The organism is Streptomyces sp. 3N207, from assembly GCF_052246355.1.
Lineage (GTDB): Bacteria > Actinomycetota > Actinomycetes > Streptomycetales > Streptomycetaceae > Streptomyces.
Genome location: NZ_JBQQBV010000001.1, coordinates 1 through 24,097, shown reverse-complemented (window position 1 = coordinate 24,097; position 24,097 = coordinate 1). Strand labels below are relative to the sequence as shown.

The following is a 24,097-nucleotide window of genomic DNA, read 5'->3' as shown; positions in this document are numbered from 1 at the left end:
AGACCACCCCGTGGCGTGGTGTAGAGTTATGTACACAACGGCGCGGGGTGGAGCAGCTCGGTAGCTCGCTGGGCTCATAACCCAGAGGTCGCAGGTTCAAATCCTGTCCCCGCTACCACACGGAAGAGGCCCGGAGTCAACTGACTCCGGGCCTCTTCGCTTGTGCGAGGGACAGCTGGGCCAAGGGGTTTGGAGTATCTCTACGTCGGGAAGTCGACAAACCTCTGAAGTGACCTCACTGGCTGCGGTATACGAGGTGTACGCGGGTTGCAGGTGGTGCGACGATGGACCTTATGGGGGAGAAAGCAAGGCTGACGGGCCCGGTACGTCCCGGTCCGGGCCTGAGTGTGGAGGAGTACGCCGAGCAGACCGCAGCCGAGCAGACCGCAGCAGCCACGCAGACCGCGGCAGTCGAAAGGACGGCGGCAGCCGGGAGGACGACAGCGGACGGGACCGCGCCAGTGACTGTGCCGACGGACAGCACCTCGGCCGACAGTGTGCTGGGCGCCCAACTGCTGCGCCGGGGGGACCTGGACGGCGCCGAGCCGCATCTGCGCGCCGCAACCGCCGCGGGGGACCGCGCAGCCGCCAACAACCTTGGCGTTCTGCTGCACCAGAGGGGATACCTCGAAGAGGCCGCCGGATGGTGGCGTACTGCTGCTGTGGCCGGCTCCGCCGCCGCTGCGCACGCGCTCGGGCGGTACCACCGGGAGCGCGGTGACGAGCCCGCGGCGCACTACTGGCTGCGGCAGTCCGCCGAGTCCGGCCACGCGCTGGGCGCCTACGCGCTCGCGGACCTGCTGGAGCACCACGGCCAGGACGGTGCCGAGGAGTGGTTCCGGGCCGCGGCCGAACGGGGGCACAGAGAAGCGGCGTACCGCGTCGCGCAGTTGGTGAGCGCGCGAGCCGAAGAGCTGTCCGCCGAGGGCGAGTCCGGCGCCGCTGCCGTACGCGAGGCTGAGGAGGAGGCCGAGCGCTGGTTCCGGCAGGCGGCCGCTCGCGGGCACCGCAGGGCGGCGCTGCGCCTGGGCGCCATCCTGGAGCGCCGCGGCGAGCTGAAAGAGGCCGGACGGTGGTACCTGACCTCCGCCAAGGACGGTGAGGCGCGGGCCGCTTGCGCGCTGGGCTTCCTGCTGCGGGACGCGGGCGACGAAGAGAGCGCGGCCGTCTGGTGGCGCCGTGCGGCCGAGAACGGTGACGGCAACGCGGCCAACGCGCTGGGCGCGCTGCACGCCGACCGCGGCGAGCGGCAGGCCGCCGAGCGGTGGTACCGCGTTGCGCTCGAGGCGGGCAGCGACAACGGCGCCTTCAACCTCGGGCTGCTGTGTGCGGCGCAGGGCCGCACAGCACAGGCCGAGCAGTGGTACCGCCGTGCCGCCTACGCCGGGCACCGTGAGGCCGCCAACGCGCTTGCCGTGCTGCTGCTCCAGCGCGGAGACACCGAGGGCGCCGAACCGTGGTTCTCCAAGGCCGCCGAGGCCGGCAGCGTGGACGCTGCCTTCAACCTCGGCATCCTGCACGCGGGGCGCGGCAACGAGCGCACCGCGCGCGTCTGGTACGAGCGCGCGGCGGCGTCCGGCCATGCGGAGGCCGCGCTCCAGGTCGGTATCGCGCTGCTGCGCGAGGGCGAGCTGCACACGGCGGAGCGCCACCTGCGCTGCGCCGCGGGCGGCGGAAGCGTCGAGGGTGCCTTCCGGCTGGGCGCGCTGCTGGAGCGGGTCACCCGGCGCGGCACCGGCGAGCTGGGCTCGGAACATGAGCTCGGCCGCCCGGACGGAGCCAGACCCGAGTACGAGGAGTGGTACGAGCGTGCTGCCGAGCACGGCCACCGCCGTGCCCAAGTACGGCTGGGCATGTGTGCGGCCGCGCGGGGCGAAGTCGTGGACGCCGCACGCTGGTACCGCGCCGCGGCCGAGGCGGGCAGCCCGAACGGCGCGTTCAACCTGGGGCTGCTGCTGGCCCGCGAGGGCAGCGAGCCCGAAGCGGCGCTGTGGTGGACCCGGGCCGCCGAGGCCGGACACGGCAGGGCGGCGCTCCGGCTGGCGCTGATCAGTGCCCGCCGGGGCGAGCTGGACGAGGGACAGTTCTGGTGCGCGCGTGCGATCGAGCTGGGCCCCGTAGAGGTGGCCGAGCGAGCCGACAGGCTGCGCGAGGCCCTGCGCTCGGAACTGACGGCCTAGACGTGCTGCCCGGTCCCACCCGCCCCTGGGACCTCGATTTGCACTGGTCGTCGACCCGCGTTAAAGTTGTGCACACAACGGCGCGGGGTGGAGCAGCTCGGTAGCTCGCTGGGCTCATAACCCAGAGGTCGCAGGTTCAAATCCTGTCCCCGCTACTGAAAGACGAAGGCCCGGATCCTCGGATCCGGGCCTTCGTCATGTTCTGGCCGACGCCCATGGAGCGGTACGGCATCCCTGCGCAGTGCGGCGTACCGCGCGTGTGGTGTACCGCAGCATGGGATGGCGTATCGCAGCGTGGGAAAGCCAACGGCCCGCACCCCGTGTCCGGGGTGCGGGCCGTTTTTCGGGCTCTGCGTGCGTGCGGCAGCGGATCCGCTCAGGAGCTGTTGCAGTTCGGGCAGACGCCCCGGTAGGTGACGGTGGCGTCGGCGATCGCGAAGCCGTAGCGCTCGCCCTCCGGGAGGGCCGCCAGCGGGTCACCCGTCGGGTGGACGTCCCGGATCGTTCCGCAGCGGGAGCAGACCAGGTGCTGATGGGTGTGGCGGGCGTTCGGGTCGTAGCGCTTGGCGCGGCCGTCGGTGCTCACCTCGAGCACTTCGCCGAGGGCGACCAGCTCGCTCAGCGTGTTGTAGACGGTCGCACGGGCGATCTCCGGCAGGCGGTCCGCCGCGCGGGCATGGACCTCGTCCGCCGTGTAGTGCACATGGTCGCCGTCGAGTACCTCGGCGACGACTCTCCGCTGCGCGGTGAGCCGCCAACCGCGATCGCGGAGCCGTTCCAGCAGGTCACTCATGGGTCCAGCCTAGCAGCGACATGTCCATGAGCAGAACCCGTACGGGTTTCGGCTTCATCTTGACTTAGACAAAGTCCAATGTAGTGTTGCAAGTGGTTGGCCCACAGGACAGATGTGATGCACAGGAGGCGCACGTGACCGTGCAGGACGAGACAGCCGGACCCATGACGACGGAAGCCGGTGCTCCGGTCGCGGACAACCAGAACAGCCAGACCGCCGGCGCGGGCGGCCCGGTGCTCGTTCAGGACCAGCACCTGCTCGAGAAGCTGGCCCACTTCAACCGCGAGCGCATCCCGGAGCGCATCGTGCACGCCCGGGGTGCCGGCGCGTACGGCAAGTTCACCGTCACCGCCGATGTGACCGAGTACACCCGGGCGAAATTCCTCTCCGAGATCGGCAAGGAGACCGAGGTCTTCCTGCGGTTCTCCACGGTGGCCGGCAACCTCGGCGCCGCGGACGCGGTGCGTGACCCCCGCGGCTTCGCGCTGAAGTTCTACACGGAAGAGGGCAACTACGATCTCGTCGGGAACAACACCCCGGTGTTCTTCATCAAGGACGCCATCAAGTTCCCCGACTTCATCCACACCCAGAAGCGCGACCCCTACACCGGCTCGCAGGAGGCCGACAACGTCTTCGACTTCTGGGGCCTGTCGCCCGAATCGACCCACCAGGTGACCTGGCTGTTCGGCGACCGCGGCATCCCCGCCTCCTACCGCCACATGAACGGCTACGGTTCGCACACCTTCCAGTGGACCAACGAGGCGGGCGAGGTCTTCTGGGTCAAGTACCACTTCAAGACCGACCAGGGCATCAAGAACCTCACCGCCCAGGAGGCGGAGATCCTGGCCGGCAAGGACCCCGACAGCCACCAGCGTGATCTGCGCGAGGCCATCGAGCGGGGCGAGTACCCGACCTGGACGGTGCAGGTCCAGATCATGCCCGCAGCGGAGGCGGCCAACTACCGCTTCAACCCGTTCGACCTGACCAAGGTCTGGCCGCACGCGGACTACCCGCCGATCGAGATCGGCAAGCTGGAGCTCAACCGCAACCCGAGGAACATCTTCGCCGAGGTCGAGCAGTCGATCTTCTCCCCGCACCACTTCGTGCCGGGCATCGGCCCCTCTCCGGACAAGATGCTCCAGGGCCGTCTCTTCGCCTACGGTGACGCGCACCGCTACCGCGTCGGCATCAACGCCGATCTGCTGCCGGTGAACGAGCCCAAGGCGGCCCAGGCGCGCAGCTACGGCCGGGACGGTGTGATGTACGACGGGCGGCACGGCGGGGCGAAGAACTACGAGCCGAACAGCTTCGGCACCCCGGCCGAGACCGGCCGTCCGCTGTGGCAGCCGCTGCCGGTCAGCGGCACCACCGAGGACCACCCGGCGCCCTCGCACGCCGAGGACGACGACTTCGTCCAGGCAGGGAACCTCTACCGACTGATGTCGGAGGACGAGAAGGCGCGGCTGATCGACAACCTGGCGAACGCCATCGCGGGTGTCTCCCGCGATGACATCGCCCAGCGCGCGATCGAGAACTTCCGCAAGGCGGACCCCGACTACGGCAAGCGGCTGGAAGCCGCGGTCCAGGCCCTGCGCGGCTGACCGACCGCTCGCCGTACGAGACCGGAGGGACCGGACGCCATGGGGCTCCGGTCCCTCCGGTGCGTCCGGCACCCTGCCGGGCGCGCCGCCGGCGGGGTGGCCGGGTGCGCTAGACCGACACCTCCGCCGCGGGCTCCGGGGCCACCGGGACGCGGCTTTCCGACCAGTTACGGACGATGTCGCGTACCGAGAGGATGCCCACCGGCTCCCGCTCGTCGAGCACGATCAGATGGCGGAAGCCGCCGCGCGTCATGGCCTGCGCCGCCGCGTCCAGCGTCCATTGGGGGGTGGCGAAGACGATGTCGGTCGTGGTGTGGTCGTGCGCCCGCTCCTGGTCCGGGTCCTCGCCCGCGCCGAGGGAGTCGAGGATGTCGCGTTCGGTGAGGATGCCGAGTCCGCTGGTGTCGGGGTCGAGGACGACGGCGGCGCCGACGCGGCGGGCCGACATCAGTCGTGCTGCCTGACGGAGGGTGTGCGCGGGGCCGATGGTGAGGATCACTTTGCTCATGGCGTGGTGGACGTGACCGGACATGAGGGGGCTACCTCCTTGGCGGAACGGCTTCCCATGCGCGGCGGTCCATGGCGGAACGCCGCTCGAGAAGGGGTTCACAAGGGCACAAGCGAGCGGATTCTCATGTTCACATGTGACGGAGGTCGCAACAAGGACGCGTGTACGGAGCACCCGGACGAGTTGCCGGATCAAGCCGTCAGATAGCTCAGCAGTGTCTCGTGCAGCAGCCCGTTCGAGGCCGCCGCGTTGCCGCTGTGCGGTCCCGGGTTCCCGTCCAGCCCGGTGAAGGTGCCGCCCGCCTCCTCGACGATGACCGCGCTGGCCGCCATGTCCCACAGCGACAACTCCGGCTCGGCGCACATGTCCACCGAGCCCTCGGCAACCATCATGTACGGCCAGAAGTCGCCGTAGCCGCGGGTCCGCCAGCAGTCGCGGGTCAGATCCATGAAGCCGCCCAGCATGCCCCGCTCCTCCCAGCCGTGCAGCGAGGAGTAGGCGAACGACGCGTCCCGTACCTCGGCGACCTTGGAGGCCTCGAGGCGGGTGGCTTTGGTCAGGCTGCGGCCGCTGTACGCACCGGCGCCCTTCGCCGCCCACCAGCGGCGGCTGAGGGCGGGCGCCGAGACGACGCCGACGACCGGCCGGTCGCCGCCCTCGCCCAGTTCCATCAGCGCGATGAGCGTCGCCCACACCGGGACGCCGCGTACATAGTTCTTCGTACCGTCGATCGGGTCGATCACCCAGCGGCGCGGACCGTGCCCCTCGGTGCCGAACTCCTCGCCGAGCACCGCGTCCCGCGGCCGGGTGCGCTGGAGCGAGGTGCGGATCAGCTCCTCGGCCGCCTTGTCGGCCTCGCTCACCGGCGTCATGTCCGGTTTGGTCTCGACCTTCAGGTCGAGAGCCTTGAACCGCTCCATGGTCGCGGCGTCGGCGGCGTCGGCCAGCACATGGGCGAGACGCAGATCATCGTGATAGTCCAGCATGTCCGAACAGTATCGAGCGGCGAAACCCCCGGCCACAGGGCCATGCGCGTGCGCCGCGTATTGACACCTCTTGGCGGTGCGTCAATTCTGTGCCGCACGCCGGGCTGTCGGTCGGGGGAGGCGACGATGCCTACTGCACGCGAGACCCTGCTGGACGCCGCTCATGTGGCGGTGCGGGCACAGCCCTGGGCGGTGGTGCGGATGGTCGACGTCGCCGCGGCCGCCGGGGTGTCACGCCAGACGCTCTACAACGAGTTCGGCAGCAAGGAGGGGCTGGGGGCCGCGCTGGTCGACCGGCTGGTGGAGGACTTCCTGGACGGTGCGGGCCGCGCGGTGGCCGAGGCGTGCCGGAGCGGCGCCGACTCGGCTGCCTGCTGCGCTGCCGCCGCGCACTGGGTGCTGCGCACGGCGCGTACGGAGCCGATCGTGCGCGCCGCGCTCACTGGTTGCTTCGGGGCGCTGATGCCCTCGCCCCCGGGCGAGCCCGGGAAGCTCGCCGCCGCGTTGCGGAGCCGAATGGTGTCCGGGCTGGACCGGGCCAGACGGGTGCCCGTCGGGGGGCCGCCCAGCGGGTCCCTGCGGGATGTGGAGCGCGCTTACGAGGTGGGGTTACGGGTTGCCCTCTCGTACGTCGTCGCCCCCGGGCAGGGGTCCGGGGACGAGGAGCCCTGCGGGCGGGTGGACGAGGTCGTCCGTGCGTTGCTGTCTCACTAGCCGGTGCTCGGCAGGGTGGGCTGCGCTTGCCCACCCTGCGCCCTGGGGTACCCCCTGCTCGAAGAGCTTGGGGGAGCAGACTGCCCAAGCTTGCGGGGTAGCCATTCAGGGGCGCGGGGAACTGCGCGAGGAACCACGACGCACCCGCAGCCCGCGACGCGCAGCAAGGGGCACCCCCTCAGTGGGCGCTGCCCGAGAGCTGGAGGCCCATTACGCCGACGATCACCAGCGTGATGGAGACCAGCTTGAGCGCGGAGACCACATCGCCCATGAAGACCATGCCGTAGATCGCCGTACCCGCGGCGCCGATGCCCGTCCACACCGCGTACGCAGGGCCGACGTCCAGCCGCTTCAGCGAGAGGGTCAGCAGGCCGAAGCTGCCGAGTGCGAAGGCACAGAAGGCGATCGTGGGCCACAGCCGGGTGAAACCGTGGGAGAGCTTCAGGCACACAGCGAAGCCGGTTTCCAGCAACCCCGCGACTATCACCAGCAGCCACGCCATGTGCTCTTCCTCTCGTTGCTCCCGTCGGGGATCCCCATGGGGACAAGCGCAGTGCGGACAAGGTCAAGCGCAGGCAAACCAGTATGCAGCGGCGGCCGGATGGAAGCGATCAGTCCCCTTCGCGCCTCTCCCGCGTCGCCAGCAGGCGGCGCAGCGAGTGCAGTCGGGCCGGGTCGGCGTGCCCGTCGGCCACCCACTGGTCCAGCGCGCAGCCCGGCTCGTTGTGGCTGCACGCCCGCGGACACTCGGCGGCGCCCGCCTCCAGGTCGGGGAACGCGTGGATGACGCGCGAGAGCTGAATGTGGTTCAGGCCGAAGGAGCGCACCCCAGGAGTGTCGATCACCCAGCCGTCCTCGCCGACGGTGGAGGGCGGCAGCGGGAGCGCCAGGGCCGAGGTCGTGGTGTGCCTGCCGCGTCCGGTGACCGCGTTCACCACGCCTGTAGCCCGCTTCCGCTCCGGCACCAGCGCGTTGACCAGCGTCGTCTTGCCGACGCCGCTGTGCCCCACGCACACCGTGACCTGACCCCGCATCAGTTCACGGACGGCCTCGACGCCCGAGCCGTCGGTCCACTCGTCCCTGCTGGTGACGACGTAACGCACCCCCAGCGGCGCGTACGTCTCCAGCAGCGGCCCGGCCGGCGCCAGATCGGACTTGGTGAGCACCAGCAGCGGCTCCAGCCCCGCGTCGAACGCCGCGACCAGGCAGCGGTCGATCAGCCGGGGGCGCGGCTCGGGGTCGGCCAGCGCTGTGACGATGGCGAGCTGGTCGGCGTTGGCCACGATGACGCGCTCGTACGGGTCGTTGTCGTCCGCCGTCCTGCGCAGCACCGAGGTGCGCTCCTGGACGCGGACGACGCGCGCGAGGGTGTCCTTGGCGCCCGACAGATCGCCGACGACGGCCACCCGGTCCCCCACCACCACGGCCTTGCGGCCCAGTTCGCGGGCCTTCATCGCGGTGACCGTGCGGCCCTCCACCAGGCAGGTCAGCCGGCCGCGGTCGACGGTCAGTACCAACCCCTCGGCCGCGTCCTCGTGCTTGGGCCGCGTGTGAGTACGCGGGCGGGTGCCGCGACGGGAGGGGCGGACGCGGATGTCGTCCTCGTCGGTGTGCTTGCCGTAGCGGCGCATCGCGGGCGCCCTCTCAGGCTCTCTCTCCGGCTCCGGTTCCGGAACCGGCTCCTGCCGGACCGCCGAGCATGTCGCCCCACATCCGCGGGAAGTCCGGCAGGGTCTTGTACGTCGTCGCGACGTTCTCCACCTCGACGCCCTCGACAGCCAGGCCGAGCACCGCGCCTGCCGTGGCCAGCCGGTGGTCGTCGTAGGTGTGGAAGACGCCGCCGTGCAGCGGTCGGGGCCGGATCCGCAGACCGTCCTCGGTCTCGGTGACGTCGCCGCCCAGGCCGTTGATCTCCTTCACCAGCGCCGCCAGCCGGTCCGTCTCGTGCAGTCGCAGATGGCCGACGCCCCGCAGCACCGACTCGCCCTCCGCCAGCGCGGCCACGGCGGCGATGCCCGGCGTCAGCTCGCCCACCTCGCCCAGATCGATGTCGATGCCGTGGATGCGGCCGCTGCCGGTGAAGGTGAGGCCGCGCTCGTCCAGTACGCAGGAGCCGCCCATGGCCGTGAAGATCTCCCGCAGCGCGTCACCGGGCTGCGTGGTGCGCTCTGGCCAGTCGGGGACGGTGACCCGGCCGCCGGTGACCAGCGCCGCGGCGAGGAACGGCTGCGCGTTGGACAGGTCCGGCTCGATCGTCAGATCGCGGCCCAGCAGTGCGCCGGGCGTCACCCGCCACACATTCGGCGCCCCGCCGTCCTCGGGCGCGTCCACCTGGGCACCCGCGGCGCGCAGCATGTCGACCGTCATCCGGATGTGCGGCATGGACGGCAGGGTGCGGCCCGTGTGGCGGACCTCGACGCCCTGGTTGAAGCCCGGACCCGACAGCAGCAGCGCACTGACGAACTGGCTGGAGGAGGAGGCGTCGATCTCCACCGGGCCGCCCGCCAGCGAGCCGTTGCCGTGCACCGTCATGGGCAGCGCGCCGCGGCCCTCGTCCTCCACGCGTGCGCCCAGCGCGCGCAGTGCGTCGATGACGCCGTGCAGCGGACGCTCGTAGGAGCGCGGGTCGCCGTCGAACCGGATCGGGCCCTCGGCCAGCGCAGCCAGCGGCGGCAGGAAGCGCATCACGGTGCCCGCGTTGCCGACGTCGACCGTTGCCGGGCCCTGCAGCGCGGTCGGGATCACCCGCCACGCCTCGCCGCCGGGGCGCTCACCGGTGGGGCGCCCGCCGTCGGCCGCGGGGGTGGTGGAGGCGGAGGAGACCGTCTCCTCGATCTGGACGCCCATGGTGCGCAGCGCGCCCGCCATCAGCAGGGTGTCCCGGGAGCGCAGCGGACGGCGCAGCCAGCCCGGCTCGGCGGAGAGCGCGGCCAGCACCAGGGCGCGGTTGGTGACCGACTTGGACCCCGGCACGGTGACGGTCGCCTCGATACGGCCCGGCGCCGTGGGCGCGGGCCAGAGGGCGGAGTCTGCGGGGCTGATGCGCTGGTCGGTCATGGGGCCCACTGTAATGGCTGGGGCTCGGCCGCCTCCCTGACCGGCGCCCCGGTTCCGGCCACACCGGCGCCTCGTTCACGGCCCGCGGGAGGGGTTGTGGTTCACAGCCCGAGCAGCCAGCGCCCGCCGCCGAGGAGGGAGCACAGCGCGACCGTGTGGAAGAGGAACAGCCATGCGGCGGCCGGGAGATGAGTGAGCCGCGCCAGCTGATCGGCGTCCGAGTCCGGCATGCCCGGCCCGGCCGTACCGCCGGAACGGAACGCTCCGCGCCGGATCCCCTGCCGTCGCCGCTTGCCCTGGAGCTCGAAGACCGGCCGCACCCCGCCCAGCAGCAGGAACCACACCACCACGTAGGCGAACGCGGCCTGCACCTCGGGGTCCGTCAGCCAGGAGACGAGCAGGAACGCGCCACCCGCCACGAAGACGGTCAGCACCCCGTAGGCGTTGCGGATCATCACCAGCATCGCCACCAGCAGCGCCGTGGCGCCCCACAGCAGCGCGGTGATGTGGTTGGCGGCCAGCAGCCAGGCGCCGCCCAGGCCGAGCAGCGGGGGAGCGGTGTAGCCCGCGGCGGCGGTCAGCACCATGCCAATCCCGTGCGGCTTGCCGCGCGAGACGGTCAGGCCCGAGGTGTCCGAGTGCAGCCGTATGCCGTCCAGCCGGCGCCCGGTGACCAGGGCTATGAGGCCGTGCCCGCCCTCGTGCGCGATGGTGACCGCGTTGCGCGAGATGCGCCACACCCCGTGCGGAGCCACCGCGAGCAGCGCGACGAGGCCGGTGACGAGCACCAGCCACTGCTCGGGGTCCGGCTGACTGCCCACGACCCGGTCCCAGACGTCCGTGATGCTCGCGTTGTCCATGTTCGGGGTGCTCTCCTCGTGTGGCTCCGGGGCTGTCTCCCCGCTGTGTCCCGTCGGCGTACGGCGACGTGTCCTGTCAACGCACGGCGACGGCCCGGCGTGCCGTGGCAGTCTTACAGGCATGTGCGGACGGTATGCAGCGAGTCGGGGGGCCGAGGATCTGGCCCGGCTGTTCGAGGTGGAGAAGTGGGAGCCCGCCGAGGCGCCGGCTCCGGACTGGAACGTCGCACCCACCAAGCAGGTCTACGCGGTGCTCGACCGCCCTCTCAAGGGCAGCGACGACCCGAAGCCGGTACGGCAGCTGCGGCCGCTCAAGTGGGGCCTGGTGCCGGGGTGGGCCAAATCACCTGACATGGGCGTCAAGATGATCAACGCCAGGGCCGAGACGGTGCACGAGAAGCCCGCCTACCGCCGCCCCTTCGTCGCGCGCCGCTGCCTGCTGCCCGCCGACGGCTACTACGAGTGGGTCACCGCACAGGGTGAGCTGAAGCTCGAACAGGAGGGCAAGCGGAAGCGGCCCCGCAAGCAGCCGTACTTCATCGCGCCGACCGCACCCGACGGCTCAGCGGAGGAGCAGCCGGTGATGGCGATGGCCGGGCTGTACGAGTTCTGGCGGGACAAGACGCTGCCGGACGACCATCCGCAAGCCTGGTGGACGACGTGCACCGTCCTCACCACAGCCGCGGAGAGCACGCCGCTGGCCAACGCGGACCAGCTCGCCGAGGGCGGCCCTCATTCGCTGGCCGACATCCACCCGCGGATGCCGCTGATGCTCACCCCGGACCGCTGGGACGCCTGGCTGGACCCTTCGCACACCGACCCCGAGGCGCTGCGCGAACTGCTTACACCGCCGCCGCCCGGGACGATGCGGGCCCACCCCGTCTCGACGGACGTCAGCAACGTCCGCAACAACGGCCCCCAGCTGCTGAAGGAGCTGCCTGCTCCCGAGGAGGAGACGCTGTTCTAGGGGCGTGACCCGTGCCCCGAAGGGGCGCGGGGAACTGCGCGACCAGCTACAACAGGCCCGCAGCCTGCGGACGGCAGCCAGGGGCCCCCTTCCCAGTGGCACCATGCGGTCATGACTGCGCACAAGGACACAAGCCGCAAGGACACAGGCAGGGAGCGGTCCGAGAAGATCGCGACACCGGTGGGCGAGGCCCGGATCACCTGGTACCCCGCGGCGCGGAAGGCGCACACCGTACTGGCCCTCGGCCATGGCGCGGGCGGCGGGATCGAGGCCCGGGACCTGCGGGCGCTGGCCGCAGCGCTGCCCGGCGAGGGCGTGAGCGTGGCGCTGGTGGAGCAGCCCTGGCGGGTGGCGGGCAAGAAGGTGGCCCCGGCGCCGCGGACCCTGGACGCCGCCTGGAGCGCCCTGTGGCCGGCGCTCACGGCCCTGGGGCTGCCGGTGGTCGCGGGAGGACGCAGCGCGGGCGCCCGCGTCGCCTGCCGTACCGCCGGGGAGCTGGACGCACAGGCGGTGCTCGCCCTCTCGTTCCCGCTGCACCCGCCGGGCAAGCCCGAGAAGTCCCGCGCCGACGAGCTGACCGGCGTGGAGCTGCCGGTGCTGGTGGTGCAGGGCGGGCGCGACCCGTTCGGGCGGCCCGCGGAGTTCCCGGCCGGTACGGATCTGGTGGAGGTGCCCTACGCCGACCACGGCTTCGCGCTGCCGAAGTCCGCCGAGGTGACCGAAGAAGAGGCGATGGGGGTGATCACCGGCGCCGTCAGCCGCTGGCTGGCCGACCGGTCCGGCGCGTGAGCTGCGGTGGGCGGCCCGGAACCGGAAATGATCGGCCGGGCCGGGAATGACCGGAGGGCTTCCGTGGTTGCACCGGGTATCCGGCTACGGAAATGCACCGTGACCGGAGCCGAACGTGATGCAGCCGTACCTCTCCATGCGAAGGAAAGGGAGCCGCCCAGATGGGTTCTGTCGCTTGCCCCCAGCGTCCGCGGGCCGCTGACCTGGACTGGGCCACGATGGCGCTGTCCTCAGGCGCGAACATTCAAGCGGCGGGTAGTGGCGATCGTCGTCTATTCTCCGATTCGAGCGGGTCCTCGTTCGGGCTCGCCGCGACGTTGGAGGAGGTGGGTCCGGTCACCGGGACCGAAGGCGGCTCAAGCGCACAGCAGGAGACACAGGCGTCGGAGACCGTGGAGCAGCGCAGTGCGCGCTTCGAGCGGGACGCACTCGCTTTCCTCGACCAGATGTATTCCGCCGCGCTGCGCATGACGCGGAACCCGGCCGACGCAGAGGACCTGGTGCAGGAGACCTACGCGAAGGCGTACGCGTCCTTCCACCAGTTCCGGGAGGGCACCAACCTCAAGGCGTGGCTGTACCGCATCCTGACGAACACCTTCATCAACTCCTACCGCAAGAAGCAGCGCGAGCCCCAGCGCAGCGCCGCGGAGGAGATCGAGGACTGGCAGCTGGCACGCGCCGAGTCGCATATGTCCACCGGGCTGCGCTCGGCCGAGGCACAGGCGCTCGACCACCTGCCGGACTCGGACGTGAAGGAAGCACTCCAGGCCATCCCCGAGGAATTCCGCATCGCCGTCTACCTCGCCGATGTCGAGGGCTTTGCGTACAAGGAGATCGCCGACATCATGGGGACACCCATCGGTACGGTGATGTCCCGTCTGCACCGTGGACGGCGCCAGCTTCGCGAGATGCTGGAGGGCTACGCGCAAGAGCGCGGCCTGGTCCCGGCAGGTGCCGCGGCGGAAGGGCCGCAAGACCGGAAAGGCTCGGGCTCATGAGTTGCGGAGAGCCGCACGAGACGGACTGCTCTGAGGTCCTCGACCACCTCTACGAGTATCTCGACCGGGAGATGCCCGAGGGCGACTGCGCCAAGTTCCAGGAGCATTTCGACGAGTGCTCGCCCTGCTTCGAGAAGTACGGGCTCGAGCGCGAGGTGAAGAAGCTCGTCAAGCGCTGCTGCGGGCAAGACGACGTCCCGTCGGACCTGCGGGCCAAGGTCATGGGCCGGATCGAGGTGATCCGGCAGGGCGAGGACCAGAAGGCCGGCGGCGCTGCCCCGGGCGAGGACGTACGTTCCGCTTCCGCTGCGCGGTCCGGGACCGTCGATGCCCCCGGGATGGAGACCGTGGACGCCATCGGCTCCGAGGACGACAAGAACCCCGCCTGAACCGTTAGTTCGCATCCGGCGCACGCGCGCGCCAGCAGTTCCGCCTTTTCTCCCTCCTTCGGGTGAGCTCCTGCCGTCTCGTACGGGGGAACGCACCCGAAGGCCACCGGCCGGTCCATACGCCGCTCCTATTCTCCCCGCCATGTAAGAGGTGGGGAGGAGGCTCGCGATGCGGCTCACGATGCGTGCAGCGGGGACAGCCGGACCGGCAGGAACGGTGGTGGCAGCGGGATCTGCCCGAGTGGTGGGACCGGCGGGAACGGCAGGAACGGCAGAAGACAGCCGCGTGGCCCTCGCACTGGCATGTGCGCTGACCGTGCCCGTGGCGGTCGTCCTGTGGCGCAGTGTGTACGGGCCGCTCGCGGCACTGCCCGCCCTGGGGCCGGTCTGGCTCGCCTGGTGGGGGCTGCGGCAGTGCCACCCCGAACGCGAGGTGCGGCAGGCCGCCGTACAGGCGCTTGCCCAGGCCGTGCACCTCAAGGACCGCTACACCCGCGGCCACGGCGAGCGGGTCGGTCTCGCCGCCGTACTGATCGCCCGCGAGCTGGGTCTGGACGAGGAGCGGACCGAGACGCTGCGCTGCGCGGGCATCCTGCACGATGTCGGCAAACTCGGTGTCCCCGCCCGGCTGTTGCGCAAAGAGGGCCCGCTCACCCCCGCCGAACGCCGCGTCATGGAACAGCACCCCGAGCACGGGGCCGAGATCGTGCGCGGACTCGACTTCCTGGGCGAGGCCCGCGCCGCGGTGCTGCACCACCACGAGCGGATGGACGGCACCGGCTATCCGCAGGGGCTGGCCGGCGAGGAGATCCCCGAGGCCGCGCGGATCGTGTCCGTCGCCGACGCGTTCGACGCGATGACCTCCACCCGCTGCTACCGTCCGGGCCGGCCCGTCGCCGCGGCGCTGGAGGAGCTGGAGCGGTGCGCGGGAACGCAGTTCGACCCCCGGATGGTCGCGGCCCTCACCCGGGCGCTGCGCCGCCACGGCTGGCCGTTCGCCGACCCGCCCGCCCCCCAGCAGCCGACAGGGGACCCCCTCGCGCTCCAACAACCCGCAGCGGATGCACCGGCGTTGGCCGGTGCCGACCTGGCGGCCGGGGCGCGGTCCGGCGGAAGCGTCGCGGTATGACCCGGCGGACGGCCGCACGGCTGGTCGCGGCCGTCTACGGAGCGTCCGCGCTGATGGCGGGCGCCGCACTGGGCATCACCCTGTGGCGCGGGGTGACCCGGCCCGGTGTTGCGCTGGCGTTCGGACTGGTCGTCGCGGTGGGCGAGTTGGCCCGCGTACGGCTACCCGAGGCCCGCCCCGGTGTACGCACCACAGGACTGCTGTCCGGCGCCGGGGCGCTCGGCTACGCACTCTGCGGCCAGGTCGGCGGCACACCGGCCGGGCCCGGTGTGGCGCAGGCCGTCGCGGTGGCCCTCGTCGGCTCCCTCGTCGGGCTGGCCCCGCATGTCGCGCTCGGCCAGGCCCCGCCGCCCCAGGCCCCCGCGCGGCTGGCGCTCGGCGTCGGCTTCGCCGCGGTCTGCTGCCAACCGCTGTACGCCGGGGGCTGGTTGGGCGGCCCCGTCGAGCCGGGCGGGCTGTTCACCCTGAGTCTGCTGGCCCTCGCACTGCTCGTCGGGTGCCTCGACGCACTACTGGCCGCCGCCACCGCCGCACTCGCCGCGGGCCCGGAGCCGGCAGCTGGCTCCGCCGGGAGCTACGGGCGGGCGGTGCGGGAGGAGTTGTGTATCCGGCTCGGCACCGTGCCCGCCCTCGCCGCCACCGCTGTACTCCTCGCGCTGGCCGTCGCGGTGGCCGGGCTGTGGGCGCTGCTGCTGTGCTGCGCGCCGCTGCTCGTCATCCAGTTCGCGCTCCGCCGCCGCGCGTCCGTACGGGCGGCTCACCGGTGCACCCTCGCCTCCCTGGCGCGGGCCCCCGAGGTGGCCGGTTACACCCCGTACGGGCATGCGCGCCGAGTGGCGGAGCTCAGCCGGGCGGTGGGGCGCGAGCTGGGCCTGACGGGAGGGGAACTCACCGCGCTGGAGTATGCAGCCCTCACTCATGATGTGGGGCAGCTCTCGCTGGCCGATCCGGTGCCCGGCGGGGCCACGACAGCGCTGGCACCGGGCAGACAGCGCCGTATCGCGCTGCTCGGCGGTGTGGTGCTCCGGCAGGCCGGTGCGCGGTGGCGAGTGGCGTCCGCGGTGGAGGCCCAGGCGGACCCGTACCGCGAACAGTCGGTCACGGCACGTGTCGTCCGTACGGTCAACGCATACGAGGACCTCGTCACGGGCAGCCACACGACGGGCCGGGAGACGGCCGAGGCGGCCCGCGAGCGGGCGCTGCACCAACTGCGCACAGCCACCGGGCGTGACCACGAACCACGCGTGGTGGAGGCCCTCTCACGTGTGGTCGCACGGGTCGCGGACGGTGGTGGCACGGGCCGCGAACGTCTGACGCACGGGTAATGAGCGAGCACCCGAGCGGGCATGGTTGGATGCGAAGGGGGAACCGCGACAGGCGTGGAGACACCTCCCGGCGGGAGGCTGGGGAGGGCGAGCGAAGCGCGGCGCACAGAACCCCATCGGCAGACGACAGGCCGGGCGGAAGCCGGCCTCAAGGACAGGTGGAACGGCGGGATCGGCGGGAGCACAGTGAGGATCTTCGGCAAGGTGCGGCACCGTCCCTCCGCCTCGTGGCGGCAGGCGACGGACCGTGCGTTCACGCTTATCGGCGACGGGCGCTACGAGGACGCGGGCGCTCTGCTCACCCGTGCCGCCGATCTGGAGCCGTGGCTTTCGGAGTCCTGGTTCAACCTCGCGCTGCTGCACAAGTTCCGGCACGACTGGGAGCAGGCGCGCACAGCGGGTCTGCGTGCCGTGGCGCTGCTGGACCGCGAGACGGGGGCGCCCGACTGGTGGAACGTGGGCATCGCGGCCACCGCGCTCCAGGACTGGCCACTGGCGCGCCGTGCCTGGCAGGCGTACGGGCTGCATGTGCCCGGGCAGTCGCACGGTGCGGCGGCGGCCGAGGAACCCAGCGGTATGCAGCTGGGCAGCGCCGCTGTGCGGCTCTCCCCGGAGGGCGAGGCGGAGGTCGTGTGGGGCCGCCGTATCGACCCGGCCCGGATGGAGATCCAGAGCATTCCGCTGCCCTCTTCGGGGCGCCGCTGGGGCGAGGTCGTCCTGCACGACGGTGTTCCGCACGGCGAGCGCACCACGGCGGCCGGGCCCTCCTATCCGGTCTTCGACGAGATCGAACTGTGGGCCCCTTCGCCCGTACCCACCTGGGTGGTGCTGCTGGAGGCCGCCACGGAGAGCGACCGGGATGCGCTGGAGCGGCTGGCGGCCGATGCCGGGTTCGCCGCCGAGGACTGGTCCTCCTCGGTGCGGCTGCTGTGCCGCGCCTGCTCGGAGAGCGCGATGCCCGCCGACGAGGGCGACGGCACCGTGCATCTGGACCCGCACGACCACAGTTCGCCCGGCCACCCCGGGCCGCTGGGCCATATGACGCAGGGCGGCCCCGGCGAGCTGTGGGTGCCCGAGCGTGAGTGCGGGCTGGCGGCGCCGGCCGCGCTGGTGCGCGGGCTGCTGGACGGCTGGGTCGCGGACAGCCCCGACACCCGTGAGTGGCGGGATCTGGAGGAGGTCTGCTGAGCCTCCCGCGGCGGCCCCGTACCCTGTAGGGCGAGTCCTTACGGTACGCAGCCGTACGGTGCTCCCCCGGTTCGACGGCGGATCTCAGCTCTCACGGTTACGGGTCGCAGGAAGGCGTACGACGGCATGGCGCAGCAGCAGGAAACAACGGCCGAGTCGGCCGCTACCGCCGAGGGCGAGTTCGTCGACGACGTGACGGACGCGGCAGCCCGCGAGGAGGCCCACACCGCGCGCGGCACGGCCCGGCCCGTCACCGTCGTCGGCAACCCGGTGCTGCACCGGGAGTGCAAGGACGTGACGGACTTCGACGACGAGCTGGCAAAGCTGATCGACGACATGTTCGCCAGCCAGCGTGCCGCCGAGGGGGTCGGCATCGCCGCCAACCAGATCGGCGTCGATCTGAAGGTCTTCGTCTACGACTGCTACGACGACGACGGCGTGCGGCACGTGGGTGTCGTCTGCAACCCGGTGCTCGAACAGCTCCCCGCCGAGCAGCGGGTGCTGGACGACGGCAGCGAGGGCTGCCTGTCGGTGCCCGGTGCCTACCACCCGCTGGCACGGCCCGACTACGCCGTGGTGCGCGGGCAGGACGCCCAGGGCAAGCCGATCGTGGTGCGGGGCACCGGGTATTTCGCGCGCTGCCTCCAGCACGAGACCGATCATCTCCACGGGTATCTGTACATCGACCGGCTCTCGAAGCGGGAGCGCAAGGACGTGCTCCGGCAGATGGCCGAGAGCACGCCCCGCTACGAAACGGTGCCCAACGAGTAAGCGGCACCACCATGCGCGGTACCGCTCAGAAGTCGTCGTCCAGTGACACCGAGCCCTCGACGGCGACCTGGTAGGCGGAGGGGCGCCGTTCGAAGAAGTTGGTGAGCTCCTGGACGTTCTGGAGCTCCATGAAGGAGAAGGGGTTGCTGGAGCCGTAGCGTTCGGGGAAGCCGAGGCGGCGGAGCCGCTGGTCGGCGACGGCCTGGAGGTACTGGCGCATGGACTCGGTGTTCATGCCGGGCAGGCCGTCCCCGCACAGGTCGCGGGCGAACTGCAACTCCGCCTCGACGGCTTCCTCCAGCATCGCCGTGACCTGCTTCTCCAGCTCCGCGTCGAAGAGTTCGGGCTCCTCCTCCCGCACGGTGTCCACCACGTCGAAGGCGAACGACATGTGCATCGACTCGTCGCGGAAGACCCAGTTGGTGCCCGTCGCCAGCCCGTGCAGCAGACCACGCGAGCGGAACCAGTAGACGTAGGCGAACGCGCCGTAGAAGAACAGCCCCTCGATACAGGCGGCGAAGCAGATCAGATTGAGCAGGAAGCGGCGGCGGTCGGCCTTCGACTCCAGCTTGTCGATGCTGTCCACAGAGTCCATCCAGCGGAAGCAGAACTGGGCCTTCTCCCGGATGGAGGGAATGTTCTCCACCGCTGCGAACGCCGCCGCGCGCTCGTCATGGTCGGGCAGATAGGTGTCCAGCAGCGTCAGATAGAACTGGACGTGTACGGCTTCCTCGAACAGCTGCCGGGACAGATACAGCCGTGCCTCGGGCGAGTTGATGTGCTTGTAGAGCGTCAGCACGAGGTTGTTGGCGACGATCGAGTCGCCGGTGGCGAAGAACGCGACCAGGCGGCTGATCATGTGCTGCTCGCCCGGCGTGAGTTTGGCCAGGTCGGCGACGTCCGAGTGGAGGTCGACCTCCTCCACGGTCCAGGTGTTCTTGATGGCGTCCCGGTAGCGCTCGTAGAAGTGCGGATAGCGCATCGGGCGCAGGGTCAGCTCGAAGCCCGGGTCGAGCAGGTTCTTGTTGTCGTTCGGCATTACTGGCAGGCCTCGCAGGACTCGGGGTTTTCCAGGGAGCAGGCGATCGCTTCGTCGGCCGCCTGCTGGGGGACGGTGGCGGTCCTCGCCGCCTGGGCGATGCGCGTTGCAGGGCGCGACCGCAGGTAGTACGTGGTCTTGATGCCGCGCTTCCAGGCGTACGCGTACATCGAGCTGAGCTTCCCGATGGTGGGGGAGGACAGGAACAGGTTCAGCGACTGGCTCTGGTCCAGATACGGGGTGCGGGCAGCGGCCATGTCGATCAGGGCGCGCTGCGGGATCTCCCACGCCGTGCGGTACAGCTCCCGTACGTGTGCGGGCACCCACTCCAGTTCCTGCACGGAGCCGTTGGCCTGGCGCAGCGCCTCCCGGGCGCGTGCGTCCCACAGCCCCAGCCGCTTCAACTCCGCGACCAGATAGGTGTTCACCTGGAGGAACTCGCCACTGAGGGTCTCGCGCTTGAAGAGGTTGGAGACCTGCGGCTCGATGCACTCGTAGACGCCCGCGATGGAGGCGATGGTCGCGGTCGGGGCGATCGCGAACAGCAGGGAGTTGCGCATCCCCGTGTGCGCGATACGGGCGCGCAGCGCGTCCCAGCGGTCCGCCCAGTGCGGCTCGGCGTTCGGGTAGTGGTCCGGGTGCAGCACGCCGCGTGCGGTGCGGGTCGAGGACCAGGCCGGTAGCGGGGCGTGCCGCTCGGCCAGCTCGGCGGAGGTCTCGTACGCGGCGAGCATGATCCGCTCGGCGATCCTGGTGGACAGCTCGCGCGCCGCGTCCGAGTCGAAGGGCATCCCGAGCCGGAAGAAGACGTCCTGGAGCCCCATCACCCCCAGGCCCACCGGTCGCCAGCGGGAGTTGGAGGCCGCGGCCTGCTCGGTCGGGTAGTAGTTGATGTCCACCACGCGGTCCAGGAACGTCACGGCGGTACGGACGGTGGCGTCCAGCCGCTCCCAGTCCATCGCGCCGTCTTCGCCGAGGTGGGCGGCGAGGTTGACCGAGCCCAGGTTGCAGACCGCCGTCTCACCGTCGTCGGTGACCTCCAGGATCTCGGTGCACAGGTTGGAGGAGTGCACCGTGTGGCCCGGCTCGGCGGTCTGGTTGGCGGTGCGGTTGGAGGTGTCCTTGAACGTCATCCAGCCGTTGCCGGTCTGCGCGAGGGTGCGCATCATCGCGCCGTACAACTGCCGTGCGGGAAGCTGCTTGACGGCGCGTCCCTCGGCCTCGGCGCGCCGGTACGCGGCGTCGAACTCCTCGCCCCACAGGTCGACCAGCTCCGGTACGTCGGACGGGGAGAAGAGCGACCACTGCCCGTCCACCTCGACGCGGCGCATGAACTCGTCGGGCACCCAGTGCGCCAGGTTGAGGTTGTGCGTACGGCGCGCGTCCTCGCCCGTGTTGTCGCGCAGCTCCAGGAACTCCTCGATGTCCGCGTGCCACGTCTCCAGATAGACGCAGGCCGCACCCTTCCGCCGGCCGCCCTGGTTGACCGCCGCGACGGACGCGTCCAGCGTCCGCAGGAACGGCACGATGCCGTTCGAGTGGCCGTTCGTCCCCCGGATCAGCGCCCCACGGGAGCGGATCCGGGAGTACGAGAGACCGATGCCGCCCGCGTGCTTGGAGAGCCGTGCGATCTGCTGGTAACGCTCGTAGATCGAGTCCAGCTCGTCCCTCGGCGAGTCCAGCAGATAGCAGGACGACATCTGCGGGTGGCGTGTGCCGGAGTTGAAGAGGGTGGGGGAGGAGGGGAGATAGGCGAGGGAGCTGGTGAGCCGGTAGAACGCGGCCACCTCTTCGAGCGCGTCGGACGACTGGTCCGCTGCCAGCCCGCAGGCGACGCGGAGCAGGAAGTGCTGCGGCGTCTCGACGGGGCGCCGGGTGGTCGGGTGCCGCAGCAGATAGCGGGAGTGGACGGTACGCAGCCCGAAGTACTCGAACCGGTCGTCGGCGCCGCCGGTGACGGCCTCCTCCACCAGCGCTTCCAGCCGGTCGGCGTGCTCGCGTACGAAGGCGTAGGTGCGGTCCGCGATCAGCCCTTGGGCGTGGCCCAGCGCCACCGAAGCGGAGAACGAGGTGACGCCCTCCGCCGCCGCCTCGTCCCGGATCGCGCGGGTGAGCAGCCGTGCCGCCAGCCGGGAGTAGGACGGCTCCTCACTGATCAGACCCGCCGCGGACTCGATGGCGAGGGCGCGCAACTCGGCGCCGTCCGCGCCCGGTTGCCGACCGCGGAGTGCCGCCGCCAGCACCGGTGCCGGGTCCGCGTCCGGGAGATCCGCCGTAAGCGCGGCGAGAGTTTCGCGGAGCGCGGTTGCCGGTGGGTCTTCGCGGGTGTCGTGCCCTGGGGAGGCGGAGCCGGTGGCGGGCCCGATGGGGGCGGGTGCCGGAAGGGTGGGGGCGGTGGTGACGGTCACGCGGTGCTCTCCCTCGCTGCTGACTGTCCGTGGGCAGCACGGAGGGAGGGTGCGCATGCCGCGCCGATTCAGGGCATGGCGCACTCCGCCCGCCGGTCCAACCCACGAGACCCGGACGTTCGTCGATGCCGCCGCCGCAGGTACTCGGACTTGCGGGCACGCTTACGCATGCCCCCTCACCGTTGCGGGACAGTTCCGGACTCCCACCGGATTCCCCTGCGTTGGGGGCGACGGCCGAGTGCGAGCATACATGTTGTGCCCCGCGGAATCGGAACCCCCACATCTTGTGCCGCCCCGCCCGGGAGTCCGGGCTGGATCACAGGGAGAGGGTGTAGGTCCACAGGGTGAAGCCCTCGATGGGCTCCCAGTCACGCTCGGGGGTCCGGCGGAAGCCGACCCGCTCGTAGAGGCGGTGCGCCGCGTGCATGGCCGGCTGGGTGGACAGGACGAGGCCGCTCAGGCCGAGGGCACGGCCCCGCGTCGTACAGGCCCGCACGAGTGCTTCGCCGACCCCGCGGCCACGGGCCGACTCCCTGACGCCGAGCATCCGGAACTCGCCCTCGCCCTCCCGCGCCAAGTCGGCGTAGGGGCCTCCCCGGCCGACGAAGGTGACGGTGCCCAGCAGAGCGCCCTGGTGGTCCTCCGCGACGAGCAGGTCGGCCTGGGCGGCGCGGCCCGCCGCGTCGCGGAGGGTGTCCAGATACGGGTCGGCTTCGGCGAAGTCCAGCAGTCCGCCGTCGAGATAGGCGCGTGCCACCAGTTCCCCGGCCTCCGCGTACTCCTCGGGCCTGGCGGTTCTCACAGTGATGTCCATGGCGGCCATCATGCGGCACGCCACCGACACTCCGCGCTGCTCAGCAGCAGCGGAAGCCCTCCCGCGGATCGCACTCCCGGGCGTCCGTGCGGCGGCGTTCGAACTCCCGCCTGCTGGGGATCTCCGCGTCCGGGCCCTGGTGCTGCCGTACGTGCGCCACGTACCGCTCGTACGCGCTCTCGTCGGTGAACTCGCGCACGTACCAGCGCAGCCAGCGCCCGGCCCGTACCACGGGGTTGATCGGTTTCGACGCGCAAGCCGTACTCGCCGTACTCGCCGTACTCGCCGTACTCGCCGTACTCGCCGTACTCGCCGTACTCACTGCGATTCGCCTCCCGCTTCGCTGCTTCGCTGCCCGGCGGCGACAAGTGCGGCGTCGTGCTCGGCCTTCTCGGCCTTCTCCTCCTTCGTGGCGATCAGCCCGGCGGGCTCCACCAGCTTCGACTTCTCGAAGGGCGCCTCGTGCATACGGGTGCCCTCGGGGTTGCGTACGGCGCGTACGCAGGTGCGGGCGGCGTCCGCGAGGACGACGATGACGAGGATGGCGAAGAGCGCCGAAAGGACGCCGTCCACCGTCGAGTTGGTGACGATGGTGTGCATGTCGTCCATGCTCTTGGCGGGGGCGATGACCTTGCCCTGGTCGATGGCGTCCTGGTAGTCGGCACGCTGCTGGAAGAAGCCGACCCTGGGGTCGGTGGAGAAGACCTTCTGCCAGCTCGCCGTCAGCGTGACCACCGCGTCCCAGACCAGCGGTACGGCCGTGACCCAGGCCCACTTCAGCCGCCCGGACTTGACCAGCAGCGTCGTACAGACGGCCAGCGCGACGGCGGCCAGCAGCTGGTTGGCGATGCCGAAGAGCGGGAAGAGCTGGTTGATTCCGCCGAGCGGCTCGTGGACGCCGACCCACAGGAAGTAGCCCCACAGCGCGACGATGGCGGCGCTGGAGAACAGCAGACCGGGCCACCAGCTCACCCGGCGGAAGGGCTTGTAGACGTTGCCGAGCATGTCCTGGAGCATGAAGCGGCCCACGCGGGTACCGGCGTCCAACGCCGTCAGGATGAACAGCGCCTCGAACATGATCGCGAAGTGGTACCAGAACGCCTTCATCCCGGCGCCGCCGATGACCTCCGAGAAGATGTTGGAGACACCGATGGCCAGGGTGGGCGCGCCGCCCGTACGGGAGAGCAGCGACTGCTCCTCGACGGCCTTGGCCGCTGCCGCCAGCTGGTCCGGGGAGATGCTGTAGCCGAAGTGCCGTACCGCCTCCGAGGCGGCCTGCACGTTGTCGCCGATGACCCCGGCGGGTGCGTTCATCGCGAAGTAGAGCCCCGGGTCGATGATGCTGGCTGCGACCATCGCCATGATGGCGACGAACGACTCCATCAGCATGGAGCCGTAGCCGATCATCCGGATCTGGGTCTCCTTCTGGATCATCTTCGGCGTGGTGCCCGAGGAGATCAGCGCGTGGAAGCCGGACAGGGCGCCGCAGGCGATGGTGATGAAGACGAACGGGAAGAGTGAGCCCGCGAAGACTGGCCCGTCGCCGCCGCCCGCGAAGTCGGTGATGCCGTCCATCTTCAT

General features: G+C 71.1%; 22 protein-coding genes, 2 tRNA genes, 1 pseudogene and 1 riboswitch. Of the genes and pseudogenes, 13 read left to right on the top strand and 12 right to left on the bottom strand.

Annotated elements, in window-relative coordinates:
• The first annotated feature begins 41 nt into the window (after window positions 1-41).
• The 3 genes from ACTWP9_RS00125 to ACTWP9_RS00115 all read left to right on the top strand — a co-directional run bounded on the left by ACTWP9_RS00125 (window position 42) and on the right by ACTWP9_RS00115 (window position 2,335).
• Window positions 42-118 (top strand) — tRNA-Met (locus ACTWP9_RS00125).
• Between the two features lie 166 nt (window positions 119-284).
• A complete protein-coding gene (locus ACTWP9_RS00120; RefSeq protein WP_443243829.1) occupies window positions 285-2,180 on the top strand; it encodes a tetratricopeptide repeat protein in 1,896 nt (631 codons plus the stop codon).
• 81 nt (window positions 2,181-2,261) lie between these two features.
• Window positions 2,262-2,335 (top strand) — tRNA-Met (locus ACTWP9_RS00115).
• Between the two features lie 221 nt (window positions 2,336-2,556).
• Here ACTWP9_RS00115 and ACTWP9_RS00110 read toward each other — a convergent pair.
• Window positions 2,557-2,973, bottom strand: a complete 417-nt coding sequence (locus ACTWP9_RS00110) for a Fur family transcriptional regulator (RefSeq protein ID WP_443243828.1) — start codon at window positions 2,971-2,973, stop codon at window positions 2,557-2,559.
• A 164-nt stretch (window positions 2,974-3,137) separates the two neighbouring features.
• Between ACTWP9_RS00110 and ACTWP9_RS00105 the strand changes: the two genes are divergently transcribed.
• On the top strand, window positions 3,138-4,574 hold the full coding sequence (locus ACTWP9_RS00105; RefSeq protein WP_443244359.1) for a catalase: 1,437 nt from the start codon (window positions 3,138-3,140) through the stop codon (window positions 4,572-4,574).
• 109 nt (window positions 4,575-4,683) lie between these two features.
• On the opposite strand, the gene ACTWP9_RS00100 is transcribed toward ACTWP9_RS00105, so the two are convergent.
• Window positions 4,684-5,106, bottom strand: a complete 423-nt coding sequence (locus ACTWP9_RS00100; RefSeq protein WP_443243827.1) for a CBS domain-containing protein — start codon at window positions 5,104-5,106, stop codon at window positions 4,684-4,686.
• Between the two features lie 167 nt (window positions 5,107-5,273).
• A complete protein-coding gene (hisN, locus tag ACTWP9_RS00095) occupies window positions 5,274-6,068 on the bottom strand; it encodes a histidinol-phosphatase (protein ID WP_443243826.1) in 795 nt (264 codons plus the stop codon).
• A gap of 126 nt (window positions 6,069-6,194) precedes the next feature.
• Here hisN and ACTWP9_RS00090 point away from each other — a divergent pair, with 126 nt between their 5' ends.
• Complete coding sequence (locus tag ACTWP9_RS00090) at window positions 6,195-6,782, top strand: TetR/AcrR family transcriptional regulator (protein WP_443243825.1); 588 nt, start codon at window positions 6,195-6,197, stop codon at window positions 6,780-6,782.
• A 178-nt stretch (window positions 6,783-6,960) separates the two neighbouring features.
• Here ACTWP9_RS00090 and ACTWP9_RS00085 read toward each other — a convergent pair whose 3' ends face one another.
• From ACTWP9_RS00085 to ACTWP9_RS00070, 4 genes are all read right to left on the bottom strand, one after another.
• Complete coding sequence (locus ACTWP9_RS00085) at window positions 6,961-7,284, bottom strand: DMT family transporter (protein ID WP_443243824.1); 324 nt, start codon at window positions 7,282-7,284, stop codon at window positions 6,961-6,963.
• A gap of 109 nt (window positions 7,285-7,393) precedes the next feature.
• Window positions 7,394-8,413: a ribosome small subunit-dependent GTPase A gene (rsgA, locus tag ACTWP9_RS00080; protein ID WP_443243823.1), complete on the bottom strand. Its 1,020-nt coding sequence runs from the start codon at window positions 8,411-8,413 to the stop codon at window positions 7,394-7,396.
• A gap of 13 nt (window positions 8,414-8,426) precedes the next feature.
• Window positions 8,427-9,839 (bottom strand): 3-phosphoshikimate 1-carboxyvinyltransferase, encoded by a 1,413-nt coding sequence (aroA, locus tag ACTWP9_RS00075; protein ID WP_443243822.1) that lies wholly within the window; start codon window positions 9,837-9,839, stop codon window positions 8,427-8,429.
• 101 nt (window positions 9,840-9,940) lie between these two features.
• Window positions 9,941-10,699 carry a M50 family metallopeptidase gene (locus ACTWP9_RS00070; RefSeq protein WP_443243821.1) on the bottom strand — a complete coding sequence of 253 codons (759 nt, stop codon included), beginning with the start codon at window positions 10,697-10,699 and terminating at the stop codon, window positions 9,941-9,943.
• Between the two features lie 121 nt (window positions 10,700-10,820).
• Here ACTWP9_RS00070 and ACTWP9_RS00065 point away from each other — a divergent pair, with 121 nt between their 5' ends.
• The 8 genes and pseudogenes from ACTWP9_RS00065 to def all read left to right on the top strand — a co-directional run bounded on the left by ACTWP9_RS00065 (window position 10,821) and on the right by def (window position 18,255).
• Complete coding sequence (locus tag ACTWP9_RS00065; protein ID WP_443243820.1) at window positions 10,821-11,666, top strand: SOS response-associated peptidase; 846 nt, start codon at window positions 10,821-10,823, stop codon at window positions 11,664-11,666.
• Window positions 11,667-11,777: 111 nt separating this feature from the next.
• Complete coding sequence (locus ACTWP9_RS00060; protein WP_443243819.1) at window positions 11,778-12,455, top strand: alpha/beta hydrolase family protein; 678 nt, start codon at window positions 11,778-11,780, stop codon at window positions 12,453-12,455.
• Window positions 12,456-12,781: 326 nt separating this feature from the next.
• A complete protein-coding gene (locus ACTWP9_RS00055; protein ID WP_443243818.1) occupies window positions 12,782-13,453 on the top strand; it encodes a sigma-70 family RNA polymerase sigma factor in 672 nt (223 codons plus the stop codon).
• On the top strand, window positions 13,450-13,842 hold the full coding sequence (rsrA, locus tag ACTWP9_RS00050) for a mycothiol system anti-sigma-R factor (protein ID WP_443243817.1): 393 nt from the start codon (window positions 13,450-13,452) through the stop codon (window positions 13,840-13,842). The genes ACTWP9_RS00055 and rsrA overlap by 4 nt, the downstream gene beginning before the upstream one ends.
• Window positions 13,843-14,047: 205 nt before the next feature.
• Window positions 14,048-14,971: pseudogene (locus tag ACTWP9_RS00045) on the top strand (HD-GYP domain-containing protein); the annotation flags it as partial.
• The gene (locus ACTWP9_RS00040) at window positions 14,968-16,296 is read left to right on the top strand and encodes an HD-GYP domain-containing protein (protein ID WP_443243816.1); all 1,329 of its coding nucleotides are present in this window, start codon (window positions 14,968-14,970) and stop codon (window positions 16,294-16,296) included. The pseudogene ACTWP9_RS00045 and the gene ACTWP9_RS00040, both read left to right, overlap by 4 nt.
• A gap of 186 nt (window positions 16,297-16,482) precedes the next feature.
• Window positions 16,483-17,484, top strand: coding sequence for a tetratricopeptide repeat protein (locus ACTWP9_RS00035; protein ID WP_443243815.1), 1,002 nt, complete (start codon window positions 16,483-16,485; stop codon window positions 17,482-17,484).
• A 126-nt stretch (window positions 17,485-17,610) separates the two neighbouring features.
• On the top strand, window positions 17,611-18,255 hold the full coding sequence (gene def, locus ACTWP9_RS00030; RefSeq protein ID WP_443243814.1) for a peptide deformylase: 645 nt from the start codon (window positions 17,611-17,613) through the stop codon (window positions 18,253-18,255).
• Between the two features lie 25 nt (window positions 18,256-18,280).
• On the opposite strand, the gene ACTWP9_RS00025 is transcribed toward def, so the two are convergent.
• The 5 genes from ACTWP9_RS00025 to ACTWP9_RS00005 form a co-directional block, all read right to left on the bottom strand.
• Window positions 18,281-19,294 (bottom strand): ribonucleotide-diphosphate reductase subunit beta, encoded by a 1,014-nt coding sequence (locus ACTWP9_RS00025; protein ID WP_443243813.1) that lies wholly within the window; start codon window positions 19,292-19,294, stop codon window positions 18,281-18,283.
• Complete coding sequence (locus ACTWP9_RS00020) at window positions 19,294-21,759, bottom strand: ribonucleoside-diphosphate reductase subunit alpha (RefSeq protein WP_443243812.1); 2,466 nt, start codon at window positions 21,757-21,759, stop codon at window positions 19,294-19,296. Before ACTWP9_RS00020 ends, ACTWP9_RS00025 begins: the two co-directional genes overlap by 1 nt.
• 61 nt (window positions 21,760-21,820) lie before the next feature.
• A riboswitch (cobalamin riboswitch) is annotated at window positions 21,821-21,950 on the bottom strand.
• Between the two features lie 68 nt (window positions 21,951-22,018).
• On the bottom strand, window positions 22,019-22,516 hold the full coding sequence (locus tag ACTWP9_RS00015) for a GNAT family N-acetyltransferase (RefSeq protein ID WP_443243811.1): 498 nt from the start codon (window positions 22,514-22,516) through the stop codon (window positions 22,019-22,021).
• 40 nt (window positions 22,517-22,556) lie between these two features.
• Window positions 22,557-22,757: a YbdD/YjiX family protein gene (locus ACTWP9_RS00010; protein ID WP_443244358.1), complete on the bottom strand. Its 201-nt coding sequence runs from the start codon at window positions 22,755-22,757 to the stop codon at window positions 22,557-22,559.
• 77 nt (window positions 22,758-22,834) lie between these two features.
• Window positions 22,835-24,097, bottom strand: a 1,263-nt coding sequence (locus ACTWP9_RS00005) for a carbon starvation CstA family protein (protein ID WP_443243810.1), incomplete at its 5' end; no start/stop codon positions are given.

Bases quoted from the DNA above. Each gene is read 5' to 3' on its own strand.
- ACTWP9_RS00070 (WP_443243821.1), bottom strand. From the start codon at position 10,699: ATGGACAACGCGAGCATCACGGACGTCTGGGACCGGGTCGTGGGCAGT.
- ACTWP9_RS00060 (WP_443243819.1), top strand. From the start codon at position 11,778: ATGACTGCGCACAAGGACACAAGCCGCAAGGACACAGGCAGGGAGCGG.
- hisN (WP_443243826.1), bottom strand. From the start codon at position 6,068: ATGCTGGACTATCACGATGATCTGCGTCTCGCCCATGTGCTGGCCGAC.
- aroA (WP_443243822.1), bottom strand. From the start codon at position 9,839: ATGACCGACCAGCGCATCAGCCCCGCAGACTCCGCCCTCTGGCCCGCG.
- ACTWP9_RS00120 (WP_443243829.1), top strand. From the start codon at position 285: ATGGACCTTATGGGGGAGAAAGCAAGGCTGACGGGCCCGGTACGTCCC.
- def (WP_443243814.1), top strand. From the start codon at position 17,611: ATGGCGCAGCAGCAGGAAACAACGGCCGAGTCGGCCGCTACCGCCGAG.
- ACTWP9_RS00105 (WP_443244359.1), top strand. From the start codon at position 3,138: ATGACGACGGAAGCCGGTGCTCCGGTCGCGGACAACCAGAACAGCCAG.
- ACTWP9_RS00015 (WP_443243811.1), bottom strand. From the start codon at position 22,516: ATGGACATCACTGTGAGAACCGCCAGGCCCGAGGAGTACGCGGAGGCC.
- ACTWP9_RS00065 (WP_443243820.1), top strand. From the start codon at position 10,821: ATGTGCGGACGGTATGCAGCGAGTCGGGGGGCCGAGGATCTGGCCCGG.
- ACTWP9_RS00025 (WP_443243813.1), bottom strand. From the start codon at position 19,294: ATGCCGAACGACAACAAGAACCTGCTCGACCCGGGCTTCGAGCTGACC.
- ACTWP9_RS00090 (WP_443243825.1), top strand. From the start codon at position 6,195: ATGCCTACTGCACGCGAGACCCTGCTGGACGCCGCTCATGTGGCGGTG.
- rsrA (WP_443243817.1), top strand. From the start codon at position 13,450: ATGAGTTGCGGAGAGCCGCACGAGACGGACTGCTCTGAGGTCCTCGAC.
- ACTWP9_RS00020 (WP_443243812.1), bottom strand. From the start codon at position 21,759: ATGCGCACCCTCCCTCCGTGCTGCCCACGGACAGTCAGCAGCGAGGGA.
- ACTWP9_RS00085 (WP_443243824.1), bottom strand. From the start codon at position 7,284: ATGGCGTGGCTGCTGGTGATAGTCGCGGGGTTGCTGGAAACCGGCTTC.
- ACTWP9_RS00040 (WP_443243816.1), top strand. From the start codon at position 14,968: ATGACCCGGCGGACGGCCGCACGGCTGGTCGCGGCCGTCTACGGAGCG.
- rsgA (WP_443243823.1), bottom strand. From the start codon at position 8,413: ATGCGCCGCTACGGCAAGCACACCGACGAGGACGACATCCGCGTCCGC.
- ACTWP9_RS00110 (WP_443243828.1), bottom strand. From the start codon at position 2,973: ATGAGTGACCTGCTGGAACGGCTCCGCGATCGCGGTTGGCGGCTCACC.
- ACTWP9_RS00100 (WP_443243827.1), bottom strand. From the start codon at position 5,106: ATGTCCGGTCACGTCCACCACGCCATGAGCAAAGTGATCCTCACCATC.